The organism is Kitasatospora purpeofusca (genome assembly GCF_036010405.1).
Classification (GTDB): Bacteria; Actinomycetota; Actinomycetes; order Streptomycetales; family Streptomycetaceae; genus Kitasatospora; species Kitasatospora purpeofusca.
On record NZ_CP108561.1, the window covers coordinates 6166739 to 6183296 of the forward strand.

The 16558-nt window shown below is 73.3% G+C and carries 8 protein-coding genes; 1 reads left to right on the forward strand and 7 read right to left on the reverse strand.

Annotation, left to right across the window (positions count from 1 at the left end; all coding sequences use genetic code 11):
- Window positions 1–54: 54 nt before the first annotated feature.
- From glgB to OG715_RS27160, 4 genes are all read right to left on the reverse strand, one after another.
- On the reverse strand, window positions 55–2466 hold the full coding sequence (gene glgB / locus OG715_RS27145) for a 1,4-alpha-glucan branching protein GlgB (RefSeq protein ID WP_323182168.1): 2412 nt from the start codon (window positions 2464–2466) through the stop codon (window positions 55–57).
- A gap of 209 nt (window positions 2467–2675) precedes the next feature.
- A complete protein-coding gene (locus tag OG715_RS27150; RefSeq protein ID WP_266271542.1) occupies window positions 2676–4166 on the reverse strand; it encodes a maltokinase N-terminal cap-like domain-containing protein in 1491 nt (496 codons plus the stop codon).
- 241 nt (window positions 4167–4407) lie between these two features.
- Complete coding sequence (gene treS / locus OG715_RS27155) at window positions 4408–6132, reverse strand: maltose alpha-D-glucosyltransferase (protein WP_266271543.1); 1725 nt, start codon at window positions 6130–6132, stop codon at window positions 4408–4410.
- The gene (locus OG715_RS27160) at window positions 6129–8084 is read right to left on the reverse strand and encodes an alpha-1,4-glucan--maltose-1-phosphate maltosyltransferase (protein ID WP_266271849.1); all 1956 of its coding nucleotides are present in this window, start codon (window positions 8082–8084) and stop codon (window positions 6129–6131) included. Before OG715_RS27160 ends, treS begins: the two co-directional genes overlap by 4 nt.
- Window positions 8085–9121: 1037 nt before the next feature.
- Here OG715_RS27160 and glgP point away from each other — a divergent pair.
- On the forward strand, window positions 9122–11785 hold the full coding sequence (gene glgP / locus OG715_RS27165) for an alpha-glucan family phosphorylase (protein ID WP_266271544.1): 2664 nt from the start codon (window positions 9122–9124) through the stop codon (window positions 11783–11785).
- A 105-nt stretch (window positions 11786–11890) separates the two neighbouring features.
- On the opposite strand, the gene OG715_RS27170 is transcribed toward glgP, so the two are convergent.
- The 3 genes from OG715_RS27170 to OG715_RS27180 all read right to left on the reverse strand — a co-directional run bounded on the left by OG715_RS27170 (window position 11891) and on the right by OG715_RS27180 (window position 16478).
- Window positions 11891–12643: a class I SAM-dependent methyltransferase gene (locus OG715_RS27170; protein ID WP_266271546.1), complete on the reverse strand. Its 753-nt coding sequence runs from the start codon at window positions 12641–12643 to the stop codon at window positions 11891–11893.
- Between the two features lie 125 nt (window positions 12644–12768).
- Complete coding sequence (locus OG715_RS27175; protein ID WP_266271547.1) at window positions 12769–14622, reverse strand: ABC transporter ATP-binding protein; 1854 nt, start codon at window positions 14620–14622, stop codon at window positions 12769–12771.
- Window positions 14619–16478 (reverse strand): ABC transporter ATP-binding protein, encoded by a 1860-nt coding sequence (locus OG715_RS27180; protein ID WP_266271548.1) that lies wholly within the window; start codon window positions 16476–16478, stop codon window positions 14619–14621. The genes OG715_RS27175 and OG715_RS27180 overlap by 4 nt, the downstream gene beginning before the upstream one ends.
- Window positions 16479–16558 lie beyond the last annotated feature (80 nt).

Sequence of the window (16558 nt, forward strand, 5' to 3'; positions counted from 1 at the left end):
GTCCCGGCTCCGCCCCCGCTCGCGGAGCGGCGGCCCGGAGCCCGGAGCGGCCCGTCAGACCGGGCGGAGCCAGACGGTCGACAGCGGCGGCAGCACCAGCTCGGCGCTGCGCGGCTGGCCGTCCCACTCGACGGCCTCCGACTTCACCGGGTGGGAGTTGGCGATCCCGCCGCCGCCGTAGGCCGGGGCGTCGGTGTTGAGGGCCTCCTCCCACAGCTGGTCGCGGCCGTTCAGCTCGGGCAGGCCGACCCGGCGGCCGTGCCGGACGACGGGGGAGAAGTTGCAGACCGCGACCAGCGGCGTGCCGTCGGCGGCGTACCGGACGAAGGAGAGCAGGTTGTCCTCGGCGGCGCCGCCGTCGAGCCAGCTGAAGCCGGCCGGGACGCTGTCCTGCTCCCACAGGGCCGGGGTCTCCAGGTAGCGCCCGTTGAGGTCGCGGACGAGGCGGCGCACACCGAGGTGGTCCCGGTGGGCCGGCCACTGCTCGTCGAGCACCCACCACTGCGGGCCCTGCTCGTGGTCCCATTCGGCGCCCTGGGCGAACTCCTGCCCCATGAACAGGAGTTGCTTGCCGGGGTGGGCCCACATGAAGCCCAGGTAGGCGCGGTGGTTGGCGCGCTGCTGCCACCAGTCGCCGGGCATCTTGGAGACCAGCGCCTGCTTGCCGTGCACCACCTCGTCGTGGGAGATCGGCAGGATGTAGTTCTCCGACCAGGCGTACACCATCGAGAAGGTGATCTCGTTGTGGTGGAACCGCCGGTGCACCGGGTCCTTGCTCATGTAGACCAGCGAGTCGTGCATCCAGCCCATGTTCCACTTCAGGCCGAATCCGAGCCCGCCCCGGTCGGTGGGCCGGGTGACGCCGTCCCAGGCGGTGGACTCCTCGGCGACGGTGATCACGCCCGGGCAGCGCCGGTAGACGGTGGCGTTCATCTCCTGGAGGAAGGCGGCCGCGTCGAGGTTCTCCCGCCCGCCGTACTGGTTGGGGGTCCAGGCGCCGCCCTCGCGCGAGTAGTCGAGGTAGAGCATCGAGGCGACGGCGTCCACCCGCAGGCCGTCGACGTGGAACTCCTCGCACCAGTAGACCGCGTTGGCCACCAGGAAGTTGCGCACCTCGACCCGGCCGTAGTCGAACTCCAGGGTGCCCCAGTCCGGGTGCTCGGCACGCAGCGGGTCGGCCGGCTCGTACAGCGGCTCGCCGTCGAAGCGGGCCAGCGCGAAGTCGTCCTTGGGGAAGTGCGCGGGCACCCAGTCGACGATGACGCCGATGCCGTGCCGGTGCAGGGTGTCGACCAGGAAGCGGAAGTCGTCGGGGCCGCCGAGCCGGGAGGTGGGCGCGTAGTAGCCGGACACCTGGTAGCCCCAGGAGCCGCCGAAGGGGTGCTCCATCACCGGCATGAACTCCACATGGGTGAAGTTCAACTCCTTGAGGTACGACGGGAGTTCGGCGGCGATGGCGCGGTAGTCGGTGAGGTCCGGCCGCCAGGACGCCAGGTGCAGCTCGTAGACCGACATCGGGGCGCGGTGGTGCGCGGTGCGGGCCCGGCGGGCCATCCACTCGCCGTCCTCCCAGCGGTAGGAGGAGCTGGTGACGACCGAGGCGGTGCCGGGCGGCAGCTGCGCGGCCCGGGCCAGCGGGTCGGCCTTGTCGAGCACCCGGCCGTGCCGGGTGTGGATCTCGTACTTGTAGTGGTCGCCCTCGCCGAGGCCGGGGACGAAGAGTTCCCAGACGCCGGAGGAGCCGAGCGAGCGCATCGGGTGCCCGGTGCCGTTCCAGTGGTTGAACTCGCCGATCAGCCGCACCCCGGCGGCGTTCGGCGCCCAGACCGCGAACGCGGTGCCGGCGACCCCGCCGACGGTCCGCACGTGCGAGCCGAGGGCCTGCCAGAGCTGCTCGTGCCGGCCCTCGGAGATGAGGTGCAGGTCGAGTTCGCCGAGGGTGGGCGGGGTGCGGTAGCCGTCGTGCTGGCGCAGCGGCTCGGCGCCCGGGTACTCGACCAGCAGCCGGTAGTCGGGGGCCTCGGGGGCGGCCAGCAGGCCGGTGAACAGGCCGCCCTGCTGGTGGGTGAGCTCGACGGAGCCCTGGTCGGTCTCCACCAGGACCCGGTCGGCGAACGGGCGGAGCACCCGGATCGCGGTGCCGCCGTTGACGGGGTGGGCGCCGAGCAGGGCGTGCGGGTCGTGGTGCTGGCCGCCGACCAGCCGGTCCACCTCGCCGGGCGGCAGCGGGGCCTCGGGCAGCCGCAGCGCCCCGGTGGCCACGGGGGCGGCCGACTCGCCGACGGACGCGGACGCCGATGCGGGTACGGGCGCGGGCGGGGGCACGGTGGCCGAGGGGGCGGGACCGGTCGGCTCCGGCTCGGCCCGTCGGGCGGTCGCGGGGTCGCGCTTCGGGGCGTCCGGGCCGGCCAGGAAGGTGGCCGGCACGGTGCGGGTGGTGCGGCCTGGCGGGTCGAGCGGCGTCACGGCGAGGACCTCCTGGGGCGGGGCGCGGAATCGGGGGAGGGGCGGCGGATGCGGAGCGGCGGCGGGTCCGTCGGCGCTGGAGCGGGGAGGGGGAGGGGCTCCGGCGGCAGAACGGGAGAGGCGGAGAGGCGGAGAGGGAGGAGGGGCGGCCCCCCGGTGGGGCGGGGACCGGACCGGCCGGCGAGGGGGCGCGGCCGGCAGGGCGAGGATCAGACGGTGACGGCGAGCCGGTTGATCGCGGCCAGCGGGATCGGCAGCCAGCTCGGCCGGTGCCTGGCCTCGTAGACCACCTCGTACACCGCCTTGTCGATCTCCAGCGCGCGCATCAGCTCCGGCGAGGCCGCCGGGTCGGTGCCGCCGCCCGCGGTGTAGCCGGCGCAGAAGGCGGTGCGGTTGCGCTGCGCCCAGGCGGCGGCGAGGTGCGCGAGTTCCGGGTCGGACGGCCCGCCGGCCAGCAGGTGGGCGGCGGCGTAGTCGAAGGAGCGGAGCATCGCGGCGACGTCCCGCAGCGCGGTCTGCGGTTCGCGCCGTTCGGCGACCGACTTGGCAGGCTCGCCCTCGAAGTCCAGCAGGACCCAGCCGTGCGGGGTGCGCATGGCCTGGCCGAGGTGCAGGTCGCCGTGGATCCGCTGGACCGCCAGGCCGTCCGGGTGGGCGTCGGCCATCTGGCCGAAGGCCGAGCGGAGGGCGCCCCGGTAGCGCATCAGCCCCGGGACGGCGGCGACCGCGCTGTCCAGCCGGTCCGCCATCGCGGTGGCCAGCTGCCGGGTCTGCCCCCGGTCCAGCCGGGCCACCGGCATCGACCGGGAGAGCACCCGGTGGACCTCGGCGGTGGCCCGGCCGAGCCGGTGCGCCTCGATCGCGAAGTTGCCGGGGGAGGGGTCGCCCTTCAGTCGGCCGACCTGGTCGAGGGCGAGCTCCCAGCCGTCCTCGGCCTCCGGGAGGTAGCGCTGGAGCAGCCCGAGGGTGGCCGGCTCGGTGCGTTCCAGCCGGCTCTCGAACCAGGCGGCGACCCGGGGGATGCGGGTCGAACCGGCCCGGGAGAGCGCGAGCGAGAGTTCCAGGTCGGGGTTGGTGCCGGGGTGGACGCGGCGGAACAGCTTCAGGATGTACGAGGTGCCGTAGATGACGGAGCTGTTGGACTGTTCGGCGGTGGAGGCGCGCCCGGGCAGGTTGGTGGGCAGCCCGGAACCGGGGGTGCGGCGGAACGACAGCGCTCCGAACCGGTCGCCGGTGGCCAGGTGCTCCAGCAGCCGCCCGGTGAGCTCGGGGTCGTGCACCGCGTCGATCAGTGTCGCCCCGTCGTACGGGCCCTGGGTGAGCCGGCCGAGGACGGCGGTCGGCTCGATGCCGGCCGGGCCCTGCGAGCGGATGCCGAGCAGCAGTTGGTACAGGTCGCCGTGCGGCACACCGGCGGTGGCGGCGTGCTCGACCCGGAGCAGCAGGTGCAGCAGGGCGGGGTCGCCGACCTGGAGGGGGGTGCCGACCACGGGGGTCAGGCCGGTGATCGGACGCCCCTTCCCGGCGTACCAGCGCTGGGTGGGTAGCCACTCGGCGATCAGCGGCAGCGCCGCCTGGACGAGTTCGCTCACCCCCAGGGCGGTCCTCCGGACCCCGGTACCCCGCGGGACGGCCGGCGCGGCGGAGCCGGCGGAGGCGTCCTGGTGCAGGGGGACTTGCGAACGGGAGGTTTCGGACATGACTCCCTTTCCCCGGAGGAGCTGGGCGGATCGCCCGACGGGTCTGGCCGGGTCCGTCAGTCTTCCGGATTGCGGCGGCGCGGCGGCGCGGCACGCGAGCGCTGGGCCCGGGTGTCACGCCTTCGTGTGGGTGGCCGTTGGGCTGTTCTCCGTACGCGGTGGTGCAGAGACGACCGGGGGCGCGGGGTACGAACTCGCGCCCCCGGAGGGTTCGGTGAGGTCCGCGGCGGCTGCCGGATCGTTACTTCGACCGCGGGATTCCGCTCGGCCGGGCGGGCCGGCGGAGCTGGAACCAGTAGAAGCCGTGCCCGGCCAGGGTGAGCAGGTACGGCCACTCGCCGATCGAGGGGAAGCGCACCCCGCCGATCAGCTCGACCGGATTCCGTCCGCCGTACCGCCGCAGGTCCAGTTCGGTCGGCTGCGCGAACCGCGAGAAGTTGTTCACGCACATGACCAGGTCCCCCTCGTACTCACGGACGAAGGCCAGCACCGCGGGGTTGCTGGAGGGCAGTTCGGTGTAGCTGCCGAGGCCGAACGCCGGGTTGAGCTTGCGGATCTCGATCATGCGACGCGTCCAGTGCAGCAGCGAGCTCGAACTGCTTTGCTGCGCTTCGACGTTGGTCACCTGATAGCCGTACACCGGATCCATGATGGGCGGCAGACTGAGCCTGCCCGGGTCGGCGGAGGAGAAACCCGCGTTGCGGTCCGGGGTCCACTGCATCGGGGTCCGGACGCCGTCCCGGTCGCCCAGCCAGATGTTGTCCCCCATGCCGATCTCGTCGCCGTAGTAGAGCACCGGCGAACCGGGCAGGGAGAGCAGCAGGGCGGTGAAGAGCTCGATCTGGTTGCGGTCGTTCTCCAGCAGCGGGGCGAGCCGTCGGCGGATGCCCACGTTGGCGCGCATCCGCGGGTCCTTGGCGTACTCCGCGTACATGTAGTCGCGCTCCTCGTCGGTGACCATCTCCAGGGTCAGCTCGTCGTGGTTGCGCAGGAAGATCCCCCACTGGCAGCCGTGCGGGATGTTGGGCGTCTTGGCGAGGATCTCCGAGACGGGGTAGCGGGACTCCCGGCGGACCGCCATGAAGATCCGCGGCATCACCGGGAAGTGGAACGCCATGTGGCACTCGTCGCCGCCGGAGGCGAAGTCGCCGAAGTAGTCGACGACGTCCTCCGGCCACTGGTTGGCCTCGGCGAGCAGCACGGTGTCCGGGTAGTCGGCGTCGATCTCCTTGCGGACCCGCTGCAGGAACTCGTGGGTCTCCGGGAGGTTCTCGCAGTTGGTGCCCTCCCGGGCGAACAGGTACGGCACCGCGTCCAGCCGGAACCCGTCGATGCCGAGGTCCAGCCAGAACCGCAGCCCGGCGATCATCTCGTCCTGGACCCGGGGGTTGTCGTAGTTGAGGTCGGGCTGGTGGGAGAAGAACCGGTGCCAGAAGTACTGCTTGCGCACCGGGTCGTAGGTCCAGTTGGAGGTCTCGGTGTCGACGAAGATGATCCGGGCGTCCGGGTACTGCTTGTCGTCGTCGGCCCACATGTAGAAGTCGCCGTACGGGCCGTCCGGGTCCTCCCGGGAGGCCTGGAACCACGGGTGCTGGTCGCTGGTGTGGTTCATGACGAAGTCGATGACCACGCGCATGCCGCGGGCGTGCGCGGCGTCGACGAACTCCATGAAGTCGGCGAGGTCGCCGAACTCCGGCAGCACCGACTTGTAGTCGGACACGTCGTAGCCGCCGTCGCGCAGCGGCGAGGCGAAGAACGGCGGCAGCCAGAGGCAGTCGACCCCGAGCCACTGCAGGTAGTCGAGTTTGGCGGTGAGCCCCTTGAGGTCTCCGACCCCGTCGCCGTTGCTGTCCTGGAAGGACCGCACCAGCACCTCGTAGAAGACCGCACGCTTGAACCACTCCGGGTCCAGGTTCTTCTTCGAGGTCTCGGGGAAGGTGTCGGGGACGGGCTCGTTGACTGTCACGCTGGGTTCCTCCGAACCGTGAGGAGGTGGGCCGGCTCGGCTGAGGGGTCGAGCCGGACGTAGTTGTGCCGGCCCCAGGTGTAGGCGGCGCCGGTGAGCTCGTCGTGGACCGCGTACGGCCCGTCCCCGTCCAGGGTGACGGTGGCCTCCTGGGTGCGGTGCGGATCCAGGTTGACCACGGTGATGAGGTGGTCGGTGAGGCCGTCGGGCGTCGGGGCGGTCTTGGAGTAGGCGAGCACCTGGTCGTTGTCGGTGGGGTGGAAGCGCAGTGAACGCAGCTGCTGGAGGGCCGGGTGACGGCGGCGCAGCCGGTTCAGGACGGTGAGCAGCGGGGCGAGGGTGTCGCTGCGGCTCCAGTCCCGGGGGCGCAGTTCGTACTTCTCCGAGTGCAGGTACTCCTCGGAACCGGGGTGGGCCGGCTCGTTCTCGTAGAGCTCGTAGCCGGCGTAAACGCCGTAGCTGGGGGAGAGGGTGGCCGCCAGGACGGCCCGGATCGCGAACGCGGCCCGGCCGCCGTCCTGGAGGTAGGCGTGCAGGATGTCCGGGGTGCTGGCGAAGAAGTTGGGGCGCATGTAGGCCGCCGCGTCGCCGGTGAGCTCGGTGAGGTACTCGGTGAGTTCGGCCTTGGTGTTGCGCCAGGTGAAGTACGTGTACGACTGGTGGAAACCGATCTTCCCCAGGGTGTGCATCATCGCCGGACGGGTGAACGCCTCGGCGAGGAAGACCACGTCCGGGTCGGTGCGGGCGATGTCGGCGAGCACCCGCTCCCAGAAGATCACCGGTTTGGTGTGCGGGTTGTCGACCCGGAAGATCCGTACCCCGTGCGCCATCCAGAACCGGAGGACCCGGATCGTCTCCTTGACGATTCCGTCCATGTCCTGGTCGAAGTTGATCGGATAAATATCCTGATATTTCTTCGGAGGATTCTCGGCATAGGCGATGGTGCCGTCCGCCCGGTGACTGAACCATTCCGGATGCTTGTTCACCCACGGGTGGTCCGGCGAACACTGGAGCGCGAAGTCCAGCGCCACCTCCAGGTGCAGCGCGGTGGCCTCGGCGACGAAGTGGTCGAAGTCCTCGATCGTGCCGAGGTCCGGGTGGACGGCGTCGTGGCCGCCCTCCGGGGAGCCGATCGCCCACGGCGAGCCGACGTCGTGCGGGCCGGCCGTCAGGCTGTTGTCCGGGCCCTTGCGGAAGGCTCGGCCGATCGGGTGGACCGGCGGCAGGTAGACCACGTCGAAGCCCATCGCGGCGACCGCCGGCAGCCGCTCGGCGGCGGTCCGCAGGGTGCCCGAGCGCGGCGGCTCCACCCCGGACGGGTCGACCACCGCCCCCTCGGAGCGGGGGAAGAACTCGTACCAGGAGCCGAACAGCGCCCGCTCCCGGTCCACCTGGAGCGGCACCGGCCGGGAGGCGCTCACCAGTTCGCGCAGCGGGAAGCGGCCCAGCAGCTCCAGCACCTCGGGGGCGAGCGCGGCGGCCAGCCGGGACAGCGGCGGCAGGGCCGGGTCGCGCAGCGACTCGGCGGCCGCCAGCACCACCGCCCGGCCCTCCTTCTTCGGCACCCCGGCGGCGGCGCGTTCCAGCAGCTGCGCGCCCTCCTCCAGGACGAGCGCGGTGTCGATCCCGGCCGGCAGCTTGATCGCCGCGGCCCTGCGCCAGGTGGCCACCGGGTCCGACCACGCCTCGACCAGGTACGACCAGCGGCCGGGCGCGGTCGGGGTGACGTGCGCGCCCCAGCGGTCGGTGCCCTCGGCCAGCTCGCGCATCGGCGTCCAGGGGCCGCCCCGGCCGCGGGGGTCGCGGAGCACCACATTGGCGGCGACCGCGTCGTGCCCCTCGCGGAACACGGTCGCGGAGACCGGGAAGGACTCGCCCACCACCGCCTTGGCCGGGCGGCGGCCGGAATCGACGAGGGGGCTGACGTCCAGGACGGGGATGCGGCCGATCACGGTGTCGCTCTCTGTCGTCGTGCGGGCGGTCTTGCGGGTGGTGGCGGGCTTCGCGCGGGCCCGGCCGGCGGCGGGGCGCGCGGCGGACTTCCCGGCGGGTGCGGCGCCCCCGGCCCGGCCGGTGGCGGGTTCGGAGGCGCTCGCGCCGCGGGCGGTGGTGCGCCCGCGCGGGGTCGCGGCCCTGGTCGGGCCGGGGGCGGTCCGGCTGTCCTCGGCCCCGGGTTGTCGGGCCGGCTCGTCCGGTCGCTCCGTACGGTCTGCCCCGGCACCCCGGGGTCCCGGCATCGCCGCGTCCGTCCGAGCGTCAGAATCCATCCGTCCGGCGGATTCCGCGACCGCTGCGTCGAGGGTGTCGGCCACCGGTGTGGACTGGTCCCGCGTGTCGCCGTGCATGCCAAACTCCTGCCCGAGATCGGCGGCAGCTCCCGCGGGCCGGCAGGGCCAGGGGAGTACCGGGAGGACTGCTGGGTGGGGAGGACCTGCGACCGGAAGCCTGCCCGCGCCGCCGTTCCGGGCAACCTGCCCCGCTCCCGCCGAGCCCGTGGCGGAGGGCCCGAGAGCCCGCGCGCGTCCCGGCGCACGCCTCTCGGAGCGCGCCCCCGGAGGACCCGACCCACCCGTGAACGAGCGGGATGATCGCGAGGACACGCGGCGGTCCGCGATGGGCGCCGAATGGACCAATCAGGATGACGAACGATCAACACGAAAAGGATTCGGACGTGCTGCTTCGGGGGGAACGCCACCCGTCTCCGCACTCCCCGCAGCATCGACGACCGCGGTTCATCCTCGCACCGGTGGAGCGGATTCCGCACCGGTCCGGCCGGAGTTTCGGAGGTGATCGGGCGCGGGCCCGCCGGTGGAAATGGATCTGTTCCGCCGTGTTCACGTATTGGTGGCGCGGCGCCCCGGAAAGTGCGCCTCGTGCGCCCCCCGTGCAGTCCAATGCGCCGAATGCGATCTCATCAATAGGCCGAACGGATGCCGAATAGCCCAACTGACGCACCATCATGCCATCGGGCGAGGCTACGCTTCACGCCGTGAAGGCAATCCGCAGATTCACCGTCCGCACCGTCCTGCCCGAACAACTCCAGCCGTTGCACGAGCTGGCTCTCAACCTGCGCTGGTCCTGGCACCCCGAGACCCGGGACCTCTTCCGGTCCGTGGACCCGGACGTGTGGGCCGCGACGGGCGAGGACCCGGTGCGGCTGCTCGGGGAGGTCCCGGCCGCCCGGCTCGCCGCGCTCGCCGCCGACCGCAGGTTCCTGCGCCGGCTCGGCGACCTCGCCGACGACCTGCGGGAGTACCTGGCCGGCCCGCGCTGGTACCAGACGGCGGCGCAGCAGGCCGCCGCGCCGCCCCCCGCCGCCATCGCCTACTTCTCGCCCGAGTACGGCATCGCCGCCGCGCTGCCCCAGTACTCCGGCGGCCTCGGCATCCTCGCCGGCGACCACCTCAAGGCCGCCAGCGACCTCGGCGTCCCGATCATCGGCGTCGGCCTCTTCTACCGGCACGGCTACTTCCGGCAGTCCCTCGACCGGGACGGCTGGCAGCAGGAGCGCTACCCGCTGCTCGACCCGGACGAGCTGGCCGTCACCCTGCTGCGCGAGCCCGACGGCACGCCCAGCCGGGTCGACCTAGCCCTGCCCGGCGGCCGCACCCTGGCCGCGCACATCTGGAAGGCCCAGGTCGGCCGGGTCCCGCTGCTGCTGCTGGACTCCGGCATCGAGGCGAACTCGCCCGCCGAGCGCGACGTCACCGACCGCCTCTACGGCGGCGGCAGCGAGCACCGGCTGCTGCAGGAGATGCTGCTCGGCGTCGGCGGCGTCCGGGCCGTGCGCGCCTACCAGCGGCTCACCGGCCACCCCGCGCCCGAGGTCTTCCACACCAACGAGGGCCACGCGGGCTTCCTCGGCGTCGAGCGGATCCGCGAACTGGTCGCGGACGCCGGGCTCGACTTCGCGGCCGCGCTGGAGTCGGTCCGGGCCGGCACCCTCTTCACCACCCACACGCCGGTCCCGGCCGGCATCGACCGGTTCGACCGCGAGCTGGTGGCCCGGCACTTCGGCGGCGAGACCGCGCTCCCCGGCGTCCCGGTCGAGCAGGTGCTCGCGCTCGGCGCCGAGACCTGGCGCGGCGGCGACCCGAAGCTGTTCAACATGGCCGCCATGGGCCTGCGGCTGGCCCAGCGCGCCAACGGCGTCTCCACCCTGCACGGCGAGGTCAGCCGCTCGATGTTCAACGGCCTCTGGCCGGGCTTCGACGCCGCGGACGTGCCGATCACCTCGGTCACCAACGGCGTCCACGCGGCCACCTGGATCGACCCGGCGGTCGTCCGGCTCGGCGCCGCCGAGATCGGCGCCGACCGCGCCGAGGAGGCCATGACCACCGGCGAGACCAAGCGCTGGACCGGTCTGGAGCGGATCGGCAACACCGAGGTCTGGGACCTCCGCCGCACCCTGCGCGCCCAGCTGGTCGACGAGGTCCGCCACCGGCTGCGCGCCTCCTGGCACCAGCGCGGGGCCGGCGAGGCAGAGCTCGGCTGGGTCTCCTCGGTGCTCGACCCGGACGTGCTCACCATCGGCTTCGCCCGCCGGGTGCCCTCCTACAAGCGGCTCACCCTGATGCTCCGCGACCCGGAGCGGCTGCGCGCCATGCTGCTGCACCCGACCAGGCCGGTGCAGATCGTGGTCGCCGGCAAGGCCCACCCGGCCGACGACGGCGGCAAGCGGCTGATCCAGCAGATGGTGGCCTTCGCCGACGACCCCGCCGTCCGGCACCGGATCGTTTTCCTGCCGGACTACGACATGGCGATGGCCCGGCACCTCTACCCGGGCTGCGACGTCTGGCTGAACAACCCGCTCCGCCCGCTGGAGGCCTGCGGCACCTCCGGGATGAAGGCCGCGCTCAACGGCTGCCTCAACCTGTCGGTGCTGGACGGCTGGTGGGACGAGTGGTTCGACGGCCAGAACGGCTGGGCGATCCCCACCGCCGACACCGGCGACGGCGTGCTCGACCCGGACAGCCGGGAGGCCGAGCGGCGCGACGACATCGAGGCCGCCGCGCTCTACGACCTGATCGAGGACCAGGTCGCCACCCGCTTCTACGACCGGGGCTCGGACGGCCTGCCGCACCGGTGGATCGCGATGGTCCGGCACACCCTGGTCACCCTCGGGCCCAAGGTGCTGGCCGGACGGATGGTCCGCGAGTACGTCGAACGGCTCTACGTCCCGGCCGCGCAGGCCCAGCGGGAGCTGGCCGGCAGCGGGGCGCACCGCGCCGCCCGGGAGCTGGCCGGGTGGAAGGCCGCGGTGCGCGAGGCCTGGCCGGCCGTCCGGGTGGAGCACGTCGAGGCGGACTGCCCGGACGAGGCGCAGGAGCTGGGCAGCGCCCTGGCGCTGAGGGTGCAGGTGACCCTCGGCCCGCTGGAGCCGTCCGACGTCGAGGTCCAGGTGGTCTCGGGCCGGGTGGACGAGTCGGACCGGATCTCGGACGCCAGCCTGCTCGCGCTCAAGCCGGTCGGCGGGCCCGACCTCGACGGGCGGACCAGGTACGAGGGCTCCTTGGAGCTCGGCCGCACCGGCCCGTTCGGCTACACGGTGCGGGTGCTGCCCTCGCACCCCCGGCTGGCCTCGCCCGCCGAGCTGGGCCTGGTGGCGCTGCCGCCGGAGGTGCCGGGCATGGACGCGGTCCTGCTGCGCTGAGCGCGCCGGGCGGGGCGCCGGTCGGACCGGCGCCCCGTCCGAGGGGCCACGCCGCTCAGCGGGCCGACCTGTTCGGCGGACGGCCCGTTCGGTGGACGTCCGGTTTCAGCGGACGGCCGCCACCATGGCGTCGGTGACCGAGCGCCAGGCCACCCCGGCCTCGGCGAAGCCGGAGGCCACCAGCCGCTCGGTGTGCCAGCCGACCGGGTGGGACTCGCCGTCGGCGTGCGAGCCGTACAGCGCGTTGCGGGCGGCCACCTGGTCGGCGAGCAGCGGGTCGGCCGCGGCGGCGAGCCACCAGGACTCCCAGTCCAGGACCCCGTCGGCCTTCTCGCGCTCCTGCCGTCCGTGCCGCTGGGCCCGCTCGGCGGCGTTGAGCAGCGGGACCTCCGGGTCCGGCATGTGGTCGGCGTTGAGGAACACCCCGCCGGGGCGGAGCAGTCCGGCCAGATCGGCGTAGAGCCGGGCCAGGTCGGTGGTGGGCAGCCAGTGCAGGGCGGTGGCGGTCACGACCGCGTCGAAGGGCCCCGGCGGGAGGGTCCGGGCCCACTCCGGGTCCTTGAGGTCGGCGGTCACCAGGGTGAACCGCTCGTCCTCGCCGAGCACGCCCCGGGCGATGGTCATCAGCGCCGGGTCCTGGTCCACGCCCACGCTGGTGGCGCCGGGCAGCCGGGCGAGCAGCCGCTCGGTGATGCTGCCGGTGCCGCAGGCGAGGTCGAGGACGCGCGGGGCCGGGCCGGTCACGGCCCCGACGAGGTCGATCATCACCCGGAACCGCTCCTCGCGGTCTGGCAGGTACCACTCCTGCTGCCGGTCCCAGCTGCGCTGCCACTGCTCCCAGTGCTGACGGTCGACCATGCTCGTTCCCCTTCGCGAACCCGGAGCCGGTAAGCCCTGAGAATGACCATAGACCCTTTCGGTAATGGATGAAAGGGTCTATGGACTGTTACTCGGAAGGTGCGGGAAGAGCCGCGGGCGGGGCGTCAGACCAGGCTGTCCCGCCAGGCCCGGTGCAGCAGGGCGAAGCGCCCGGCACCGTCGATCAGCTCGCGCGGGCTGCCGTCCTCCACGATCCGGCCCTGCTCCATCACCAGCACCCGGTCCGCGATCTCCACGGTGGAGAGGCGGTGGGCGATGATCACGGCCGTCCGTCCGGCCAGCACCGTGCGCATCGCCCGCTGCACCGCCTGCTCGCCGGGCACGTCCAGCGAGCTGGTGGCCTCGTCGAGGATCAGCACCGCCGGGTCGGCGAGCAGCGCGCGGGCGAAGGCCACCAGCTGCCGCTGGCCGGCCGAGATCCGCCCGCCGCGCTTGCGCACATCGGTGTCGTAGCCGTCCGGCAGCTCGGCGACGAAGGCGTGCGCCCCGATCGCCCGGGCCGCCTCCTCGACCTCGGCCCGGGTGGCGCCGGGCCGGCCGATCGCGATGTTCTCGGCGACGGTGCCGGAGAACAGGAAGGACTCCTGGGTCACCATCACCACCCCGCGCCGCAGCTCGGGACCGGCGAGGTCGCGCAGGTCCACCCCGTCCAGGGTGATCCGGCCCTCGGTCGGGTCGTAGAACCGGGCCAGCAGCTTGGCCACCGTCGACTTGCCGGCCCCGGTCGCACCGACCACGGCCACGGTCTGCCCGGCCGGCAGCTCCAGGTCGAACGGCGGCAGCACCTCCTTGCCGGTGCGGTACGCGAAGCGGGTCTTCTCGAAGCGCACCTCCCGGCCGGTCAGGGTCGAGGCCGGCAGCTCCTTCGGCTCCGCGGGCTCGGCGACGGTCGGCTCGTGGGCCAGCAGGCCGGCGATCTTCTCCAGGGCGGCGGCGGCCGACTGGTAGCTGTTGAGGAACATCGCCAGCTGGTCGATCGGGTCGAACAGCCTGCGCAGGTAGAGCACGAAGGCGGTCAGCACGCCCAGCTCGACGGCGCCGTCGGTGACCAGCCAGGCGCCGAGCAGCAGCACGCCGGTGCTCCACACATTGGCCGTCCCCCGGGAGAGGCCGACGTACCGGGCGATCTCCAGCAGCCCGTCCGCGGTGGCGTTGGCCGACTGCCGGTTCACCACGCCGAACGCCGCGTCGTTGGCCCGCTCGCGGCGGAACGCCTTGACCGGGCGGATGCCGTTCATGGTCTCGGTGAAGCGGACGATCAGCGAGGCCGCGGCGGTGCGCGAACGCCGGTAGACCCGGCGCGAGCGGCGCCGGAACGAGCGGGCGACCAGCCACAGCGGCAGGAAGGAGGCCAGCGAGGCCAGGCCGAGCCGCCAGTCCAGCACCAGCAGGATGACCGAGATGGAGCAGACCGAGAGGAAGACCGTCAGCAGCTCCTGGAGGCCCTCGGAGAGCAGCTCGCGCAGCGCGTCCACGTCGCTGGTGGCGCGGGAGATGATCCGGCCCGAGGTGTAGCGCTCGTGGAAGTCCAGGCTGAGCCGCTGGGCGTGCCGGAAGATCCGCCCGCGCAGGTCCAGCAGGATGTCCTGGTTGACCCGGGCGCTGATCTTGATGAACGCCCACTGGAGCAGGGTGCCCAGCAGTGCGCAGCCCAGGTAGGCGGCCACCACCGCGACCAGTGGTCCGGAGTCGTGCTCGCGCAGGGCGGGGATGCCCCGGTCCATCGCGAAGGCGACCAGCAGCGGTCCGGCCTGCAGCGCGGCCTGCTGGAGCAGGATCACCGCCATGGCGGTGGCGATCCGGCCCCGGTGCGGGCCGAGCAGCGAGCGCAGCAGGGCGCGCGGCGCGCCGGGCGGGACGGGGATGTCCTCCTCGTCGGCCGGCGGGGCCGGCAGCTCCTCCTCGTCCGGTGCGGCCGGGTCGGTGCGCGCGGCGGCGGGTTCGACGGTGGTGGTCATCGGGCGGTGCTCCCCTCGGGGACGAGGGCGGCCTCGCCCGACATCAGTTCGCGGTAGCGCGCCGAGTCGCGCAGCAGCTCCTGGTGGGTGCCGACGGCCTCGATCCGGCCCTCGGCGAGGACGGCGACCCGGTCGGCGAGCAGTACGGTGCTCGGCCGGTGGGCCACCACCAGGGCGGTGGTGGCGGCGAGGACCTGGCGCAGGGCGCGCTCGACCAGCGCCTCGGTGTGCACGTCCAGCGCCGACAGCGGGTCGTCGAGCACCAGGAAGGCCGGGTCGCCGACCACGGCGCGGGCCAGCGCGAGCCGCTGGCGCTGGCCGCCGGACAGGCTGAGGCCCTGCTCGCCGACCTCGGTGGCGACGCCCTCCGGCAGCTTCTCGACGAAGCCGGCCTGGGCGGTGGCGAGCGCGGTGTGCAGCCGCTCCTCGTCCGCGCCGGGGGCGCCCATCAGGACGTTCTCCCGGACGGTGGCGGAGAACAGGGTGGGCTCCTCGAAGGCGACCGCGACCAGCTCGCGCAGCCGGGTGCGGTCGAACTCGCGGATGTCCCGGCCGTCGAGGGTGATGCTGCCGCCGGTGGCCTCGTAGAGGCGGGGGAGCAGGGCGGTGAGGGTGGTCTTGCCGCTGCCGGTGGCGCCGACCAGGGCCATCGTCTCGCCGCTGCGGATGTGCAGGTCGACGCCGCGGAGCAGGTCGGGGGTGTCGGCCGGAGCGTCGGGGTAGCGGAAGCGGACGCCGGTGAGCCGGATGCCGTCCTGGGTGTCGGTGGAGCCCGCGGTGCTGCCCGCGGGGGCCTCGGCGGCCTCCGCCTCGGGCTCGTCCAGCACCTCGAAGTAGCGGTCGGTGGCGGTGGCCGCCTCGTTGGCGTAGGCGAGCAGCCAGCCCAGCGACTCGACCGGCCAGCGCAGCGAGAGCGCGGTGGACAGGAAGGCGACCAGGGTGCCGGCGGACAGCTGGTCCTGGGCGACCAGGTGGACGCCGACCGCGAGGGCGCAGCCGAGGGCCAGTTCGGGCAGGCCGACGATGACCGACCACAGGTTGGCGAGCAGGCCGGCCTTCCGCAGCTCGGTGCGGCGCAGCTGCCGGGAGTGCTCGCGGAAACGTTCCGCCATGGAGCGGTGGCGGCCGAAGGCCTTGAGGATCCGGATGCCGAGCACGGACTCCTCGACCACGGTGGCGAGGTCGCCGTTCTGGTCCTGGGCGCGGCGGGCGGCGCCCGAGTAACCGGCTTCGAAGCGGCGGGTGAGGACCAGCAGCGGGACGGCCGGGCCGAGCACGATCAGGGCCAGCCGCCAGTCCTGGGTGAACATCAGCGCGGTGCCGACCAGGAAGGTCACCGTGTTGACGATCAGGAAGACCAGCGGAAAGGCCAGGAACAGCCGCATGGTGTACATGTCGGAGGTGGCGCGGGAGAGCAGCTGGCCGGAGCCCCAGCGGTCGTGGAAGGAGACCGGCAGCCGCTGGAGTTTGGCGAAGAGGTCGCCGCGCATCGCCGTCTCGACGCCGGACAGCGGCCGGGCCAGCACCACCCGGCGGGTCCAGAACAGAGCGGCCTCGGCGAGGCCGAGCAGGAGCAGCAGCGCCGCCGGGGCCCAGAGGCCGTCGAGGTCGCGCTCGGCGATCGGGCCGTCCACGATCCGGCCGAGGACGGTCGGGACCAGCAGGGCGCTGAGCGAGGCGAGCATCGCGGCGGTGACCGAGACGGCCAGCCGGGCGCGGATCGGGCGGACGTAGGGCCACAGGCGCAGCAGCGAGCGCACCGTCGACCGGCGGGGGGCGGGCGGCTCGCTGCCGGGCTCGGGGTCGGAGCCGGTCTCGGAGTCGGGGGCGGTGTCGGGGGCTTGGTTCTCGGCCATCGCGGTGAGGGTAGGCCGGGTACGCGTCATTTCTCATCCGGTTTTTCGGACCTGTCGTCGAGAACCGGCCAGCCGGGAGC

Excerpts from the sequence above, each read along its gene's own strand:
- OG715_RS27175 (WP_266271547.1), bottom strand. The coding sequence starts at position 14,622 with ATGACCACCACCGTCGAACCCGCCGCCGCGCGCACCGACCCGGCCGCA.
- OG715_RS27150 (WP_266271542.1), bottom strand. The coding sequence starts at position 4,166 with ATGTCCGAAACCTCCCGTTCGCAAGTCCCCCTGCACCAGGACGCCTCC.
- OG715_RS27180 (WP_266271548.1), bottom strand. The coding sequence starts at position 16,478 with ATGGCCGAGAACCAAGCCCCCGACACCGCCCCCGACTCCGAGACCGGC.
- OG715_RS27170 (WP_266271546.1), bottom strand. The coding sequence starts at position 12,643 with ATGGTCGACCGTCAGCACTGGGAGCAGTGGCAGCGCAGCTGGGACCGG.